General features: G+C 34.1%; 13 protein-coding genes and 2 tRNA genes. 13 read left to right on the plus strand and 2 right to left on the minus strand.

Annotated features, from left to right (window positions below; translation table 11 throughout):
* Window positions 1-2 precede the first annotated feature (2 nt).
* The 4 genes from KA830_RS03890 (at window position 3) to KA830_RS03905 (ending at window position 5,422) form a co-directional block, all read left to right on the plus strand.
* A complete protein-coding gene (locus tag KA830_RS03890; RefSeq protein WP_046207184.1) occupies window positions 3-1,970 on the plus strand; it encodes a DHH family phosphoesterase in 1,968 nt (655 codons plus the stop codon).
* Window positions 1,967-2,413 carry a 50S ribosomal protein L9 gene (rplI, locus tag KA830_RS03895; RefSeq protein ID WP_046207185.1) on the plus strand — a complete coding sequence of 149 codons (447 nt, stop codon included), beginning with the start codon at window positions 1,967-1,969 and terminating at the stop codon, window positions 2,411-2,413. The genes KA830_RS03890 and rplI overlap by 4 nt, the downstream gene beginning before the upstream one ends.
* 30 nt (window positions 2,414-2,443) lie before the next feature.
* The gene (dnaB, locus tag KA830_RS03900; protein ID WP_107520586.1) at window positions 2,444-3,847 is read left to right on the plus strand and encodes a replicative DNA helicase; all 1,404 of its coding nucleotides are present in this window, start codon (window positions 2,444-2,446) and stop codon (window positions 3,845-3,847) included.
* Window positions 3,848-4,138: 291 nt separating this feature from the next.
* Window positions 4,139-5,422, plus strand: a complete 1,284-nt coding sequence (locus KA830_RS03905) for an adenylosuccinate synthase (protein WP_046207187.1) — start codon at window positions 4,139-4,141, stop codon at window positions 5,420-5,422.
* Between the two features lie 111 nt (window positions 5,423-5,533).
* On the opposite strand, the gene KA830_RS03910 is transcribed toward KA830_RS03905, so the two are convergent.
* Complete coding sequence (locus KA830_RS03910; protein WP_070038549.1) at window positions 5,534-6,754, minus strand: macrolide family glycosyltransferase; 1,221 nt, start codon at window positions 6,752-6,754, stop codon at window positions 5,534-5,536.
* A gap of 301 nt (window positions 6,755-7,055) precedes the next feature.
* On the opposite strand from KA830_RS03910, the gene KA830_RS03915 reads away from it, so the two are divergent.
* The 9 genes from KA830_RS03915 to KA830_RS03955 all read left to right on the plus strand — a co-directional run bounded on the left by KA830_RS03915 (window position 7,056) and on the right by KA830_RS03955 (window position 15,957).
* Window positions 7,056-7,130: transfer RNA gene (locus KA830_RS03915), tRNA-Glu, on the plus strand.
* A 6-nt stretch (window positions 7,131-7,136) separates the two neighbouring features.
* Window positions 7,137-7,209, plus strand: a tRNA-Asp gene (locus KA830_RS03920).
* Window positions 7,210-7,770: 561 nt separating this feature from the next.
* Entirely contained in the window at window positions 7,771-8,472 is a 702-nt protein-coding gene (gene yycF, locus KA830_RS03925; RefSeq protein ID WP_019468531.1) for a response regulator YycF, read from the plus strand.
* A gap of 13 nt (window positions 8,473-8,485) precedes the next feature.
* On the plus strand, window positions 8,486-10,318 hold the full coding sequence (gene walK / locus KA830_RS03930; protein WP_046207189.1) for a cell wall metabolism sensor histidine kinase WalK: 1,833 nt from the start codon (window positions 8,486-8,488) through the stop codon (window positions 10,316-10,318).
* Window positions 10,308-11,648, plus strand: a complete 1,341-nt coding sequence (locus KA830_RS03935) for a YycH family regulatory protein (RefSeq protein ID WP_210134074.1) — start codon at window positions 10,308-10,310, stop codon at window positions 11,646-11,648. The genes walK and KA830_RS03935 overlap by 11 nt, the downstream gene beginning before the upstream one ends.
* Window positions 11,649-12,431: a two-component system regulatory protein YycI gene (locus KA830_RS03940; protein WP_046207191.1), complete on the plus strand. Its 783-nt coding sequence runs from the start codon at window positions 11,649-11,651 to the stop codon at window positions 12,429-12,431.
* A 441-nt stretch (window positions 12,432-12,872) separates the two neighbouring features.
* A complete protein-coding gene (locus tag KA830_RS03945) occupies window positions 12,873-13,673 on the plus strand; it encodes an MBL fold metallo-hydrolase (RefSeq protein WP_204180325.1) in 801 nt (266 codons plus the stop codon).
* 738 nt (window positions 13,674-14,411) lie between these two features.
* Window positions 14,412-14,891: a 23S rRNA (pseudouridine(1915)-N(3))-methyltransferase RlmH gene (rlmH, locus tag KA830_RS03950; RefSeq protein ID WP_019468536.1), complete on the plus strand. Its 480-nt coding sequence runs from the start codon at window positions 14,412-14,414 to the stop codon at window positions 14,889-14,891.
* Window positions 14,892-15,060: 169 nt separating this feature from the next.
* Window positions 15,061-15,957 (plus strand): ComEC/Rec2 family competence protein, encoded by an 897-nt coding sequence (locus tag KA830_RS03955; protein ID WP_210123115.1) that lies wholly within the window; start codon window positions 15,061-15,063, stop codon window positions 15,955-15,957.
* Here the strand turns inward: KA830_RS03955 and KA830_RS03960 are convergent.
* The gene (locus KA830_RS03960) at window positions 15,954-16,673 is read right to left on the minus strand and encodes a hypothetical protein (RefSeq protein ID WP_151130517.1); all 720 of its coding nucleotides are present in this window, start codon (window positions 16,671-16,673) and stop codon (window positions 15,954-15,956) included. The genes KA830_RS03955 and KA830_RS03960 overlap by 4 nt on opposite strands.
* Window positions 16,674-16,803: the final 130 nt, after the last annotated feature.

The raw sequence follows: 16,803 nt of genomic DNA on the forward strand, positions 1-16,803 counted from the left end.
AAATGAACCGTCAATCCACTAAAAAAGCGTTGATTTTACCATTTATTATTATGGTGCTCACAGCAATAGCGCTTGTCGTCGTTTGGTTTATTTTTAATCAATTGATTGCAGGTATAGCTACTGTTGTATTACTCATCATAATCGTAGGGACAGTACTAATGGTAAGACAAGCTTTACAAAAATTGGATAACTATGTAGATAATCTGAGTGGAAAAATCTCAGCAAGCAGTAATACTGCTATTAAAAGATTACCTATTGGGATGATTATCTTAGATGAAAACGAAAACATAGAGTGGATGAACCAATTTATGTCGGATCGTCTAGATCGAAATGTAATTTCTGATCCAGTCAATGAGGTATATCCTAATATATTAAAACAGTTAGAAAAAACACAAGAAGTGGAAATTCAAGAAAATGAATATCACTATCGCGTGAGATATTCAGAAAAAGAACATGTATTGTATTTCTTCGATATAACAGAAGAAATACATACACAAGAATTATATGAAGCATCTAAACCAATTATCGCAACACTATTTTTAGATAACTATGATGAGATCACGCAAAATATGAATGATACGCAACGTTCAGAGATTAACTCTATGGTCACGCGTGTAATCAGTAGATGGGCAACTGAATATAACATTTATTTCAAGCGTTATAGTTCAGACCAATTTGTTGCCTATTTAAACCAACGTATTTTAAATGAAATTGAAGCATCTAATTTTAGTATACTGAGTCAATTACGTGAAAAAAGTGTGGGTTACCGTGCGCAATTGACATTAAGTATTGGTGTAGGTGAAGGCTCAGAGAATTTAATCGATTTAGGTGAATTATCTCAATCTGGACTTGATTTAGCATTAGGTCGTGGTGGCGACCAAGTTGCGATTAAGCATATGAACGGAAATGTGCGTTTTTATGGTGGTAAGACTGACCCTATGGAGAAACGTACACGTGTTAGAGCACGTGTGATTTCTCATGCACTAAAAGATATATTAATGGAAGGCGACAAAGTCATCATTATGGGACATACGCGTCCTGACTTAGATGCTATTGGTGCAGCGATTGGTGTCTCACGATTCGCTATGATGAACAATTTGGATGCTTACATTGTGTTGAATGATTCAGATATAGATCCGACGTTACGTCGTGTGATGAATGCAGTCGATGAAAAGCCTGAACTAAAAGAGCGTTTTATTACATCTGACGAAGCATGGGACGTCATGACGTCTAAGACAACTTTAGTAGTTGTAGATACACATAAACCAGAAATGGTTATTGACGAAAACATATTAAACAAAGCTAATCGTAAAGTTGTGATTGATCATCATAGACGTGGTGAAAGCTTTATCTCTAGTCCACTATTGGTTTATATGGAACCATATGCAAGTTCAACTGCAGAACTAGTGACTGAATTGCTAGAATATCAACCAACAGAACAACGATTAACACGTTTAGAGTCGACAATTATGTTTGCAGGTATTATTGTAGATACACGTAATTTCACATTGCGTACAGGTTCAAGAACATTTGATGCGGCAAGTTATTTACGTGCACATGGTGCAGATACAATATTAACGCAGCACTTCTTGAAAGATGACTTAGATACGTACATTAATCGTACTGAATTAATCCAAACAGTGAAACTACAAGACAACGGTGTCGCAATTGCACATGGTTCGAACGAAAAAATCTATCATCCTGTAACAGTTGCACAAGCAGCGGATGAACTGTTAAGTTTAGATGGTGTAGAAGCTTCGTATGTAGTTGCTAGAAGAGAAGATAATTTAGTCGGTATGTCTGCCCGCTCACTCGGTGCAGTTAATGTTCAGCTGACAATGGAAGCACTTGGTGGCGGTGGCCATTTAACTAATGCAGCTACACAATTAAAAGATGTCACTGTTGATGAAGCAATCGAACAATTACAACAAGCTATAACAGAACAAATGAGTAGGAGTGAAAATTCATGAAAGTAATATTCACACAAGACGTTAAAGGTAAAGGTAAAAAAGGCGAAGTTAAGGATGTACCAGTAGGCTATGCCAACAACTTCTTATTGAAGAAAAATTATGCAGTAGAAGCTACACCAGGTAATTTAAAACAACTTGAAAAGAAAAATGAAGCTGCAGAAGCGGAACGCCAACAAGAAATTGAAGATGCTAAAAAATTAAAAGAAACATTGAGTCAAATTGAAGTTGAAGTATCTGCTAAAACAGGCGATGCGGGAAAATTATTTGGTTCAGTAAGTACTAAACAAATCGCTCAAGCACTACAACAACAACACGATATAAAAATTGACAAGCGTAAAATGGATTTACCAAACGGTATACATGCCTTGGGTTACACAAATGTACCAGTTAAATTAGATAAAGAAGTAGAAGGTACAATTCGTGTACACACAGTTGAACAATAAAAACGGATTGAGATATGAGGTGTAATCATAATGGATGGAATGTATGAACAAAATCAAATGCCCCACAGTAATGAGGCTGAACAATCTGTCTTAGGTGCCATTATCATAGATCCGGAATTGATAAACAAAACTCAGGAAGTCTTACTTCCTGAGTCATTTTATAGAGGCGCGCATCAACACATCTTTAGAGCCATGATGAACCTCAACGAAGATAATAAAGATATTGACGTGGTTACAATTATGGATCAACTGTCACATGAAGGACGACTAAATGAAGCGGGTGGCCCACAATATCTAGCAGAATTATCTAGTAATGTACCGACAACTCGAAATATTCAATATTATACAGATATCGTATTTAAGCATGCAACAAAACGTAAGTTGATACAAACTGCTGATAGCATTGCTAACGATGGTTATAATGATGAATTAGAATTAGATACAATCTTGAACGATGCAGAACGTCGAATATTAGAATTGTCATCTACACGTGAAAGCGATGGATTCAAAGATATTAGAGATGTGCTTGGAGAAGTGTATGAGAATGCAGAATTACTTGATCAAAATAGTGGTCAAACGCCTGGTATTCCAACTGGTTATCGAGATTTAGACCAGATGACTGCGGGCTTTAACCGTAACGATTTAATTATTCTGGCTGCCAGACCGTCAGTAGGTAAGACTGCCTTCGCACTTAATATTGCGCAAAAAGTTGCTACACATGAAGACCATTTCTCAGTCGGTATATTTTCACTGGAAATGGGTGCAGATCAATTAGCAACACGTATGATTTGTAGCTCTGGCAACGTAGATTCTAACCGTTTGAGAACGGGTATGATGACGGAAGAAGACTGGAATCGCTTTACCATAGCAGTAGGTAAATTATCTAGAACAAAGATATTTATTGATGATACACCAGGTATTAGAATTACAGATATTCGTTCAAAATGCCGTCGTTTAAAACAAGAACACGGTTTAGACATGGTAGTCATTGACTATCTGCAATTAATCTCAGGTAGTGGTTCGAGATTCTCAGATAACCGACAACAAGAAGTATCAGAAATTTCTCGTACATTAAAGGCGATTGCCAGAGAAATGGAATGTCCGGTTATAGCATTAAGTCAGTTATCACGTGGCGTAGAGCAACGTCAAGATAAACGGCCAATGATGAGTGATATTCGTGAATCAGGATCAATCGAACAAGATGCTGACATCGTCGCATTCTTATATCGTGATGATTACTATAATCGTGGCGAAGATGAAGACGATGATGATGGAGATACGAACTTTGAACCACAAACAAATGATGATAATGGTGAGATTGAAATTATAATAGCGAAGCAACGTAATGGCCCAACAGGGACTGTTAAATTACATTTTATGAAGCAGTATAACAAATTTACAGATATTGATTATGCACATGCAGACATGGGTTAAGAAAAAAGAATAAAATTTATTTTTCCGTACGATTTTTAAATACTTTTATTAATTGTACGGTTTTTGTTTGTTTTTAGTTCTTTCGTTTTTGATGAAGTATGTGTTGCGAAAAAGTGGATATCGGTTTGAAAACCTCGATGACACTATGTTTAAGGTGTGCAATAGCTTTTTTGGACACTCAACAAAATTTGAAAAAATGTAAAAAATCAATGTTCGATTTTTGTTTGCATTATTAGTGTGGTATTGGTAGAATACTTAATGGTTAATTGAGAAAAACTTGGAGGTGCTCATATGTCATCAATCGTAGTTGTTGGGACACAATGGGGAGACGAAGGTAAAGGTAAAATCACAGACTTTTTAGCAGAACAAGCAGATGTTATTGCACGTTTTTCAGGTGGTAACAATGCAGGTCATACAATTAAATTTGGTGGCGAAACATATAAATTGCACTTAGTACCATCTGGTATTTTCTATAAAGAAAAACTAGCAGTTATTGGAAATGGTGTAGTTATAGATCCAGTCGCATTATTGAAAGAGTTAGACGGTTTAAATGAAAGAGGTATTTCTACAGATAATTTACGTATTTCAAATCGTGCTCAAGTTATTTTACCTTATCACATAAAACAAGATGAATATGAAGAAGAACGCCGTGGAGATAATAAAATTGGTACTACGAAAAAAGGTATCGGTCCTGCTTATGTAGATAAAGCACAACGTATCGGTATCCGTGTAGCAGATTTATTAGACAAAGAAACGTTTGAAAAATTATTAAAAGAAAATATTGAATACAAATCAGCATATTTTAAAGGTATGTTTGATAAAGCATGTCCTTCATTTGAAGAAATCTTTGAAACTTATTACGCAGCAGGCCAACGTTTAGCAGCGTTCGTTACGGACACTGCAAAAGTATTGGATGATGCATTTGTAGCTGAAGAAAAAGTATTATTTGAAGGTGCACAAGGCGTTATGTTAGATATCGACCACGGAACATATCCATTTGTTACGTCAAGTAACCCAGTTGCAGGTAACGTAACTGTTGGTGGTGGCGTTGGTCCAACTTACGTATCTAAAGTTATTGGCGTATGTAAAGCTTATACATCACGTGTCGGTGATGGCCCATTCCCAACAGAACTATTTGATGATGATGGACACCACATCCGTGAAGTTGGCCGTGAATACGGTACAACTACAGGCCGTCCACGTCGTGTAGGTTGGTTCGATTCAGTTGTATTACGTCACTCTCGTCGTGCGAGTGGTATTACCGATTTATCAATCAACTCTATCGATGTCTTAACAGGTCTAAAAGAAGTGAAGATTTGTACAGCTTATGAATTAGACGGTAAAGAAATTACTGAATATCCAGCGAACTTAAATGACTTACAGCGTTGTAAACCGATTTTTGAAACGTTACCAGGTTGGACTGAAGATGTTACAAGTTGTCGCTCATTAGATGAGTTACCAGACAATGCACGTAGATACTTAGAACGTATTTCTGAGTTGTGTGACGTTCAAATTTCAATCTTCTCTGTAGGACCAGACCGTAATCAAACAAACTTATTAAAATCATTATGGTAAGTCGTTAACCTATGTTAACGAATTTATAAATGTAAAATAATAAAATGTTAATATGAAAGAAACACCTTGTTGATGTAGCCTGAGATGGACATCGTTACAAGGTGTTTTTATTTATATCGTTGAATGTGTTACATATTGATTACGAAAGTTTAGAATGTGATCGACTGCTAGCTGATAACCTGTTTTATTACTAGATTGTATAGATTTAACTTTTCTGATATTACGTTGATAGCTTGGTATTTCATCTAGCATGTTTAAGACGATTTGTTTTAAATCATGAGACGTTATATTTTCTAGTTGTAATTGACGACCAACAAGTAGTTTTTCGATTTGGCGAGCCACAACAGGTTGATCCGCGCTTTGTGGAAAAGCTAACATAGGTACTTCCATCAACATTGCTTCATTCGTACTATTCATACCAGCATGTGTTAAAAATAGTGTCGTATGTTGCAATAATTCTGTTTGTGGCACAACATGTTCAACAGTAAAATTAGATGGTATCGCATTGAAATCTTCAAGTTGATTATCATGACCGATTGATACAACAAATGAAGCATCGATATCTGCAAATGCTTCAAAGCAAAGATTGAAAAATTCAATATTTTGATTGAATACCGTTCCAAGAGAAATATAAACGACTGGTCGTGTGGTATCAATGTGATCCATAAAGCCAGAATCTTTAGGTTCGAGTATGGAAGGACCAACAAATTTGTAATATTCAGGGTCAAAGGCGTCATAACCGACTTGGAATCCTTTCATTACATAAGCGATATTAATATTTCCCGGGTTATTCATGACTTCAAAACGGGAAGGAATGGTTACATCATATGTTGATTCAACATGGGCTTTCAAAGTGTTAAATGTTTCATCAGCATGTTGAATTTCTTGTTTGCTCACAGTCGAAGTTAAATGATTAATGAATGTTTCAAAAGATGTTTTTGTATGGGCAAATGAAGATACTGATGAAATCGATGGTAAATTTAATTTTTGCGCTAATATATAACCACAACTAAACATAGAATCATGAATCATATAATCAAAATGCTCATTTTCAGTTTCTCTTAAAATTTGTGGCACAATGATATCTACAGTTTTTAATAAACCATTGATCACATTAAATAAATGATGATTTTCATGATCAGTGAAAGCTGTCATAATCGCTTCTGTAGGTAACGTTCTAATTTCAGCACCAGTATCTTTCAATTTATCTTTATATATATCGCTCGCGTAGTAAACAACTTCTTCACCACGATTGACTAGTTCTTTAACAACTGCAATTGTTGGGTTTACATGTCCAGCAGAACCTGGATTTACAAATAATATTTTTGCCAATATTGTGCCTCCTTATTTATACTAATTATAATTTTAGCAAAATAAATTTAAAACAAAAAAGATTTTGTATTTATTATTTGGGTTTTGAAATAAAAATGAAAAAGTAGATAATTATAGAGCAAATCACAGAGTATTGATGCTCAAAAAATAAGTTATGAAGCAGATAAAATACTGATTTGTCAGCGTTGAGCATTATTTTCTTACTTTATACATTAATGATAGAAAATTATACTAAATAAATTTAAAAAATAGCTTGTCAACCATAATGAGAGTTGATATAATTTATCTTGTGCTTAAGAGAGGCTCCTTGGTCAAGCGGTTAAGACACCGCCCTTTCACGGCGGTAACACGGGTTCGAGTCCCGTAGGAGTCACCATTTTTAGGTCTCGTAGTGTAGCGGTTAACACGCCTGCCTGTCACGCAGGAGATCGCGGGTTCGATTCCCGTCGAGACCGTATTGCCCATCCAATAGGATGGGCATTTTTTTGTGCAATTTTCTAAGCTACATATTTCAAACTCAATTCAATTGAAGGTAGTAGTTATGGATGCATGAATTTTAAAGTGAGCGCCTTCGTTTGCATAACGAACTGATGCTAGGTGAATGGTCAATTTAAAATGTAGACTTTAAAATAATTCATGTTAGTGCAAATTAGCTCAGTTCATAAAAGTATCGTTGTAAACGTGATGCATTCCCAGTATAAGCGACCTCATGTTCAAATAATGACTAAGCTATCTCAAAATAGCTTAGCCAAAATAACATGTCCCTTGCTGAGATATGTATCACTTTTTTATAGACTATGGGCAATATAGTCGCACAGTGATATCATGTTGTGTAGGCTTAATATATCTATTATTAACCCATTAATAGTAAAAAATGTTATAATTTTACAATATACCAATTTATTTTTTTGTTTAGAAAAATAGAATTAGCACGCTATAAATGGTAAATTATATTATAGAGAAATGCGTAGAAAAATATGTAAACGTACTACAATTTAGAAATGAGGTTTATAAATATGGCTAGAAAAGTTGTGGTAGTAGATGACGAAAAACCAATTGCTGATATTTTAGAGTTCAACTTGAAAAAAGAAGGTTATGAAGTATTCTGTGCATATGATGGCAATGACGCAGTAGATTTAATATATGATGAAGAACCAGACATTGTCTTATTAGACATTATGTTACCTGGTCGCGATGGCATGGAAGTGTGCCGTGAAGTACGCAAAAAATATGAAATGCCAATTATTATGCTAACCGCAAAAGACTCAGAAATCGATAAAGTGTTGGGTCTTGAACTTGGTGCCGATGACTATGTGACGAAGCCATTTAGCACGCGTGAATTAATTGCGCGTGTCAAAGCAAACTTACGTCGTCATTATTCACAACCAGCACAAGAAGTGAACGATGCATCTAATGAAATTACAATAAAAGATATTGTTATCTATCCAGATGCATATTCTATAAAAAAACGTGGTACAGATATTGAATTAACACACCGTGAATTCGAACTGTTCCATTATTTATCTAAACACATGGGTCAAGTTATGACACGTGAACATTTATTACAAACTGTTTGGGGCTATGACTATTTTGGTGATGTACGTACAGTAGACGTAACGATTCGTCGCTTACGTGAAAAAATTGAAGACGATCCATCACATCCAGAATATATAGTGACACGCCGTGGTGTTGGATACTTCCTCCAACAACATGATTAGGGGACAATATTAAATGAAGTGGCTTAAACATTTTCAATCTCTACACACGAAACTTGTTATTGTCTATGTATTGTTAATCGTAATCGGTATGCAGATTATCGGTTTATACTTTACCAATAGTCTAGAAAAAGAATTAACACAAACATTTAAAAATAATATCTCGCAATACGCGAAACAAATAGAAATTAATATAGAAAAAGTCTATGACGAAGACAACTCGGTCAATGCGCAAAAAGAAGTACAAAATTTATTGAATGAGTATGCCAATAGACAAGAAATAGAAGAAATTCGTTTTATTGATAAAGATCAAATTATCATGGCTACCTCAAAGCAGTCTACGCGTAGTCTAATAAATCAAAAAGCTAATGATAGCTCGATACAAAAAGCGCTATCTCTAGGAGAAATTAATAGCCATACGGTATTGAAAGACTATGGTAATGGTAAACAACGTGTGTGGGTCTACAATTTACCTGTGAAGACATCAGATGATGGGACAATTGGTGATGTTTATATAGAAGCAGATATCAATGATGTCTACAACCAATTAAGTAACATCAACCAAATCTTTATTGTTGGGACAGGCATCTCGCTATTAATTACAGTGATATTAGGTTTCTTTATTGCACGCACTATCACAAAGCCAATTACTGATATGCGTAACCAAACTGTTGAGATGTCTAAAGGTAACTACACGCAACGTGTTAAAATTTACGGTAATGATGAAATTGGTGAACTTGCACTAGCCTTTAATAATTTATCCAAGCGTGTACAAGAAGCACAAGCAAATACGGAAAGTGAAAAACGACGCTTAGACTCTGTTATTACACATATGAGTGATGGTATTATCGCAACTGATCGTCGTGGCCGTGTGCGCATTGTCAACGATATGGCATTAACGATGCTAGGCATGATGAAAGAAGAAATTATCGGTCATTACATGTTAAATATGCTTAAATTAGAAGAAGACTTTTCATTAGATGAAATTCAAGAAAATAATGATAGTTTCTTATTAGATATCAATGAAAGTGAAGGCATTATTGCTCGTGTAAACTTCAGTACAATCGTACAAGAGACTGGCTTCGTTACAGGCTATATTGCTGTACTTCACGACGTAACAGAACAACAACAAGTGGAACAAGAACGTCGCGAATTCGTCGCAAATGTTTCACATGAATTACGAACGCCATTAACGTCCATGAATAGTTATATCGAAGCATTAGAAAGCGGTGCATGGAAAGATGATGCGTTAGCACCACAATTCCTATCAGTGACACGTGAAGAGACGGAACGTATGATTCGACTCGTTAACGATTTATTACAATTATCAAAAATGGATAACGAATCAGATCAGATTACAAAAGAAATTGTCGACTTTAACATGTTTATCAATAAAATTATTAACCGCCATGAAATGTCAGCGAAAGATACGACATTTGTACGTGAAATTCCAAAACAAACCATCTTTACAGAAATTGATCCAGATAAGATGACACAAGTGTTTGATAATGTCATTACCAACGCTATGAAGTATTCACGTGGCGATAAACGCGTTGAGTTTCACGTGAAACAGAACTCACTGTATAATCGTATGACTATTCGCGTTAAAGATAACGGCATTGGTATCCCTATCAATAAAGTAGATAAAATCTTTGACCGTTTCTACCGTGTAGATAAAGCACGGACACGAAAAATGGGTGGTACAGGATTAGGTTTAGCCATTTCTAAAGAAATCGTCGAAGCGCATAATGGTCGCATTTGGGCAAATAGTGTAGAAGGACAAGGTACGTCAATCTTTATTACGCTTCCATGTGAAGTACTAGAAGATGGTGATTGGGATGCAGAGTAAAGAGCTAATTAAATCTATTATCCTATTTCTTTTAGTACTCATGAGTGCGATTTTAACCTATATGACATGGAACTTTTCACCCGATTTGGCTAATGTAGATAAACAAGATAATAGTAAAAAAGAAGCGAAATCAAACACAATCGGTAAACCTTTGAAACAAGGCATGCCACAAGTGATTACACCATATCAAGTCATTCACTCAAAAGGTGAAAGCACAGAAGGTATGGAAGCAACACGCAGCAATGTCGAAGAAACAATTAAACCTTTGAAAAATCACCGTGTATTACACGCGGAACAAATGCATAGCAATCATAATTTAATTATTCCGGACTTGAGCGATGAATTTTTAGTATTGGACTTCACCTATGATATGCCACTCGCTACATATTTAGGTCAAGTTTTAAATATTAATGCCAAAGTACCCAACAACTTTAAATTTGATCGTCTGTTAATAGATAACAATCAAGATGGCAAAATTAAACTTTATGCGATAAGTAAAGATAGACACAATGTTGTACGTATGACGACAACAGTGAAGGCAGATAAATTCACGGAAGCATTGGAAAAGCAGCACAAACATATGCAACCTTACACAGAAATTATTACCAATAAAGATACGATAGATAAAGCGACACATATCTTTGCACCGAAGTCACCAAAAGGACAAAAATCCTATCATACAATCTATAATCACATTAGTGTGGATACCATGAATTCAATACTATTTAACGATTCTGTTGTAGTGCGTAGCTCAAGAAGTGGCTCAGTCACTTACAACAATAATACAGGTGTAGCCAATTACAACGATGAAACCGAAAAATATCGCTACACAAATCTATTAGAAGATGAAAACCGTTCAACAAACATGCAAGAAAGCATTCCAAGTACCTATGCATACATCAATAATCATGGTGGTTTTACAGATGATTTCAGATTGTTCCATACGGACGACAAACGTGGCGATCTGACTTATCAAATGTTCTTGAATGGACGACCAACGTTTAACGACGACGATTTAAATACATTGAAAGTCTCTTGGGGCAATAAAGGTATTTATGGCTATGCGCGTACGTTATTAAAAGCGAATGTGACGATTGATAGTGGCGAAAAAGAAGTCAACCTGCCAGGTGCTGAAACTGTGCGTTCGGAACTAGCCAATAATCCTGAAATAGATTTCGAAAAGGTTACCAACATGACGATTGGTTACCGAATGGAAGATAAACAGGACAACGGAGATATAGAAATCCAGCGCAACAGTGAATTTAAGCCATGTTGGTATGTAGAGTACGATGACAAGTGGCGTGCATACAAAGATAGGGGGCTAGAATAAATGAACTGGAAACACACGAAAACGTTATTTATTTTTGTATTTATTCTAGTAAATATTAGCCTTATCATCATCTATATTGATAAAGTCAATAAATCTCATATTAACGATAGCGCTGAAGAAAATGCAGTGAATTTTAAACAAGAAAAAATAGAAATTCCTGAAAATTTGCCAAGTGTTAAAAATATAGAAATGCAATTGCTCACTGCAAGATCTAATGATTTTTCATCTTATGCAAAAGCACGTTCAAGTATTTCAAGCGAAGCAGACGGTCAAAAAATCAAAGGTGAAATCAATGACCCGATTGATGTGAGTAATGACCAATACACAGATTTAAAATCATATGTTAAAGATAAAATCTTTAAAGGCCAAAATTACGAAATGAGTAAAATTGACGATAAACACGTCACCTTTGAACAGACTTACAACGATTTTCCAATAATGAACAATAGTAAAGCACAACTTAAATTTAATATCAATGACGATGGTAAAGCGTCGAGTTACAGACAAACCGCTATGAAATCGATAGAGCCATCAGAAGGTGCAAACAACGATAAGAAACAAGTAAATACTGCGAGAAGTTCGATAGAAGCACTGTATTATAATCGTTATCTTAAAAGAAACGATGAAGTGACCAACGTCCGACTCGGCTATTATACCGTCGTTAAAGAGCCTAACGTGCAAGTACTAGAAGCCAATTGGGAAATCAAAGTAAAACATAAAGACGAATCCAAGACATATTACGTCGAAGCCATTTCAGACAGTCCTAAAATTGTTGAAGAATAGTGCAAACATAGTATTTATGACTTCACGCAAGCACAACGTTTAGTGAGTATTGAAAGATTTATCATAAAAATAAGAGAGCGGATATACGAAATCAAAAGTATTCACATTGATTTTGATACCGCTCTTTTATTATGTGCTTTAAGATACAGTATTTAAAAAATCAAGACACCATATTAAACATTAAATTCAATTTAAGCTTCAAAGTATGTTAAAATAGATTATTGTTAAATCAAAGTTATAAACCAACTGCGTTGATTTAAGATGAACGCATGTAAACATAAAGATGTACCACATAGGATAGTTCAAAAGTACATAATTTAAAAAAACAGTTTCAACTAGATATAAAAACTTTAATAATTAGACAGAAGGCATGTTGAGGTCACATAAACCGTAGACTGCCTATACAAATTATAAGCAACGAGTGTTTATCGATTAGAAAGGGTGAATCGCTTGATACGAATGAGTGTCTTAGCGAGTGGTAGTACAGGTAACGCCACTTATGTAGAAAGTGATAAAGGTAGTATTCTCGTCGATGCAGGCCTGACAGGTAAGAAAATGGAAGAACTGTTTGGTCAGATCGACAAACAAATTAAAAATTTAAACGGCATTTTAGTAACACATGAACATTCCGACCATATCAAAGGCCTTGGTGTCTTAGCGCGTAAATACGGATTGCCAATTTACGCAAACGAAAAAACATGGACAGCAATCGAAAAGAAAGATAGTAAAATCCCAATGGATCAAAAATTCATTTTTAATCCATACGAGACTAAATCTATTGCAGGCTTTGATATTGAGTCATTCAACGTGTCTCACGATGCCATAGATCCACAGTTTTATATCTTCCATAATAATTATAAAAAGTTCACGATACTTACAGATACAGGCTACGTTTCAGATCGCATGAAAGGCATGATTCAAGGCAGTGATGCTTTCGTATTTGAAAGTAATCACGATGTTGACATGCTTCGTATGTGCGGCTATCCATGGAAAACAAAACAACGTATCCTCAGTGATATGGGACACGTATCTAATGAAGATGCAGGGCTTGCCATGACAGACGTCATTACAGGCAACACGAAACGCATTTACCTATCCCACTTATCACAAGATAACAACATGAAAGATCTTGCTCGCATGAGTGTTGGCCAAGTCCTAAACGAACACGACATCGATACAGAGAAAGAAGTGCTCCTCTGCGACACAGACAAAGCTCAAGCCACACCAATATATACACTATAATGAGAAGCCCTTACCCTTTATTGAAGCGGTTAGGGCTTTTTTGTGTATTAATCCAAGACTACTGTAAGCTATTGTTGAAATGGCATGTTTGAATAGATAGATGATTTTAATGGGTGAGCTGAAGATGATTCAAAGCGTAGTTGGCATATGAAATGAAATTGAGTACTTCTTAATACGATGGCTAAACGTAAATCTAGTTAAAGCATCAGTTTTCATATTAGTGAGTTATCAGAGACTTATGCATGAGCCTTAGCTTAGTCTCACTTTAACGCTAGTCATGTTGTGGTGATGGCACGACGAAATTATTTTAACTAAATTAGAGATTTGTTTAACAAACGATTTTTATAAAATGATTAGTCCATTAAATTAGTTACATATATGCATTTACCTTATAATTTATAAGCAGTGGATAACTTGCATAATAGCTTGAAAGAACATGATATTTTGTAAAATAAGCGTAAATTTTGTGAATAAGTATGTAAGACAATCGGCAACTTATCCACTTATTTATCCAAAGTTATCCAGAGATGTGCACAATTAACATAGAAATACCCACATTATACACAGAGTTATCCACAAATAAACAGGTTATCCACCCTTACTTGTGAAAAAAACGTAAATTATTTTAAATTATCGTATACATTCCTGTTATAATAAGAGGGAATTGTGTGAATAAGTGTATAACTTGTGGATAAGTCTAATAACTATTGATTTTTAAGCTTTTACAGGAGGCAAATTATGAAAATTACTATACTTGCAGTTGGCAAATTAAAAGAAAAATACTGGAAACAAGCAATAGCTGAATACGAAAAACGTTTAGGTGCGTATTCCAAAATTGAAATTATTGAAGTACCAGATGAAAAAGCACCCGAAAATATGAGTGACAAAGAAGTTGAACAAGTGAAAGAAAAAGAAGGCCAACGCTTACTAGCAAAAGTAAAACCACAATCCACAGTCGTTACTTTAGAAATAAAAGGCAATATGCTGACTTCTGAAGGACTTGCTAAAGAATTAGAAAGCCGCATGACACGCGGTCAAAGCGACTTCACATTTATTATCGGTGGTTCCAATGGCTTGCATCAAGACGTCTTAAACAGAAGCGACTACGCCCTATCATTCAGTAAAATGACATTTCCACACCAGATGATGCGCGTCGTCTTAATCGAGCAAGTCTACCGTGCGTTTAAAATTATGCGCGGTGAAGCATATCATAAATGATGCGGTTTTTGATAAGGTTCCCCTTATTAGTGCTTTTACTAAAAAATTATTTTTACGTCATTTTAAGTAATATTATATATTCTTTTACTTTAAGTAATAAACGCTTATAATTACATTACTTAATATATTCTTAATACAATTTGTTATTAATTAAAGGAGGATTACTAATTTGAGTATAATTAAATCGTATTCAGTAGGAAATGGTGATATGTTTTACATTAAACACGGTACAGATAATTTCTCTATTATAGATTGCTGTTTATATAATGATAAAAAAGATATTATAATAAAAGAAATATTAGAGATAGCTTCTACAAAAGAAATTGTTAGATTTATATCTACTCATCCAGATGAAGATCACATTCATGGACTTGAGTTATTAAATAAAAATTTAAATATCACTAATTTTTATTGCGTAAAAAATAATGCTAAAAAAAATGATTTTAGTCAAAGTTTTGAAGAATATAAAAAATTGAGAGATTCTAACAAAGGTTTTTACATACATAAAGATAGTCAAAGAAAATGGATGAATATTAGCGATGAATCACGAGGTAGTTCCGGTATTAATATATTATGGCCTGATACAGACAATGAGTATTTTAAAAATGAATTACAAAAAGCAGCAGAAAAAATCAGTTTTAATGATATATCTCCTATCATTCAGTATAAATTAGATAAAGGAGTGACTGCTTTGTGGATGGGAGACTTGACTACTGATTTTATGGAAAAAATCGAAAATGAAGTTAACTGGGAAAAAGTAGATATATTATTTGCACCTCACCATTCTAGAAAAAGTGGAAGAGTACCGAGTAATATCTTAAATAAATTAAACCCTAAGCTTATTGTTGTAGGAGAAGCTAACTCAAAAGATTTATACTATTATAGTAATTATACTACAATTACTCAAAGAAAAGCAGGCGATATAGTATTTGACTGTCAAACTGGTACTGTCAATATATATGTGAGTAATTTAAACTATGAGGCTAAAAATCTTGAAAAAGACTCTAACATTCGCACAATTTATGATAATTTAAAATATATTGGAAGTGTAACTACATACAATTAACTTTTAAAATCACAATTAGCTAATAAAGATTGAGCATAACGTTTTGCAGATTTTCTAGTCTGTGTTTTAGTAACTTTAAAAATCCAAAAATACAAAAAAAACACGTTAATAATACTAGAAAGTACTAGTTGAATCGTATCATTTTCTTGAGATAGTATAAAAACAACAATACTGAATACTATAGATATTAAAACAATTATAATACCAATATATTTAATTCCTAATAAATTACGATAGAAGCCATATTCCATATTATGTTGAGCAGTCATATAATCTTCTCTTGTATTTTTTAATAACCAATCAATTGCTGAGTCGTACTCATCATCAAAATAATTCTCTTTTTTGTCTCTAGCATCTTCGTAGCTAGGAAGTTCTATACAAGGAACGCTTTCTTGTAAAAAAGAGTGATATCTTTCTTTGGTTTTTATATTTAAAGTGTCGTCTGAATATCTTAAAATTTGTGTAGTGGGATAAACATTTGATGATTGAGAAAACAACTTTTTTTCAACCATTTTACCATTTTCTCTTGCTATGATTGAAAATAAATAGATATAAAAAATCAATAGAATTATTACAATTAGACTAGAACCTAAATTTAAACTATCAGGAAAATATATTATCAAGGTAGTAAAGAAAGACATGATACTTATCATTCCTGGAGCTATAATAGCTTTTAATTCATATTTATTAAAAAATATCATTAAAAATTCCTTCATAATATTTTTCTCTCCCATTATTAAATATTGTTTAAAGTTAAAAGGAGGTTCCTCTCCTTTTTCTATTTGTTTTCAATAAATATTTATTATTTACCATGGTGCTTTTGATACAGAAAAATTTTGACCTAAT

This window comes from Staphylococcus sp. GDY8P119P (assembly GCF_017892075.1).
GTDB lineage: Bacteria > Bacillota > Bacilli > Staphylococcales > Staphylococcaceae > Staphylococcus > Staphylococcus ureilyticus.

What these genes read in the sequence shown, in the direction of transcription:
- rlmH (WP_019468536.1), top strand. Translation starts at nt 14,412, where the DNA reads ATGAAAATTACTATACTTGCAGTTGGCAAATTAAAAGAAAAATACTGG.
- KA830_RS03905 (WP_046207187.1), top strand. Translation starts at nt 4,139, where the DNA reads ATGTCATCAATCGTAGTTGTTGGGACACAATGGGGAGACGAAGGTAAA.
- KA830_RS03890 (WP_046207184.1), top strand. Translation starts at nt 3, where the DNA reads ATGAACCGTCAATCCACTAAAAAAGCGTTGATTTTACCATTTATTATT.
- KA830_RS03935 (WP_210134074.1), top strand. Translation starts at nt 10,308, where the DNA reads ATGCAGAGTAAAGAGCTAATTAAATCTATTATCCTATTTCTTTTAGTA.
- walK (WP_046207189.1), top strand. Translation starts at nt 8,486, where the DNA reads ATGAAGTGGCTTAAACATTTTCAATCTCTACACACGAAACTTGTTATT.
- dnaB (WP_107520586.1), top strand. Translation starts at nt 2,444, where the DNA reads ATGGATGGAATGTATGAACAAAATCAAATGCCCCACAGTAATGAGGCT.
- yycF (WP_019468531.1), top strand. Translation starts at nt 7,771, where the DNA reads ATGGCTAGAAAAGTTGTGGTAGTAGATGACGAAAAACCAATTGCTGAT.
- rplI (WP_046207185.1), top strand. Translation starts at nt 1,967, where the DNA reads ATGAAAGTAATATTCACACAAGACGTTAAAGGTAAAGGTAAAAAAGGC.
- KA830_RS03960 (WP_151130517.1), bottom strand. Translation starts at nt 16,673, where the DNA reads ATGAAGGAATTTTTAATGATATTTTTTAATAAATATGAATTAAAAGCT.
- KA830_RS03940 (WP_046207191.1), top strand. Translation starts at nt 11,649, where the DNA reads ATGAACTGGAAACACACGAAAACGTTATTTATTTTTGTATTTATTCTA.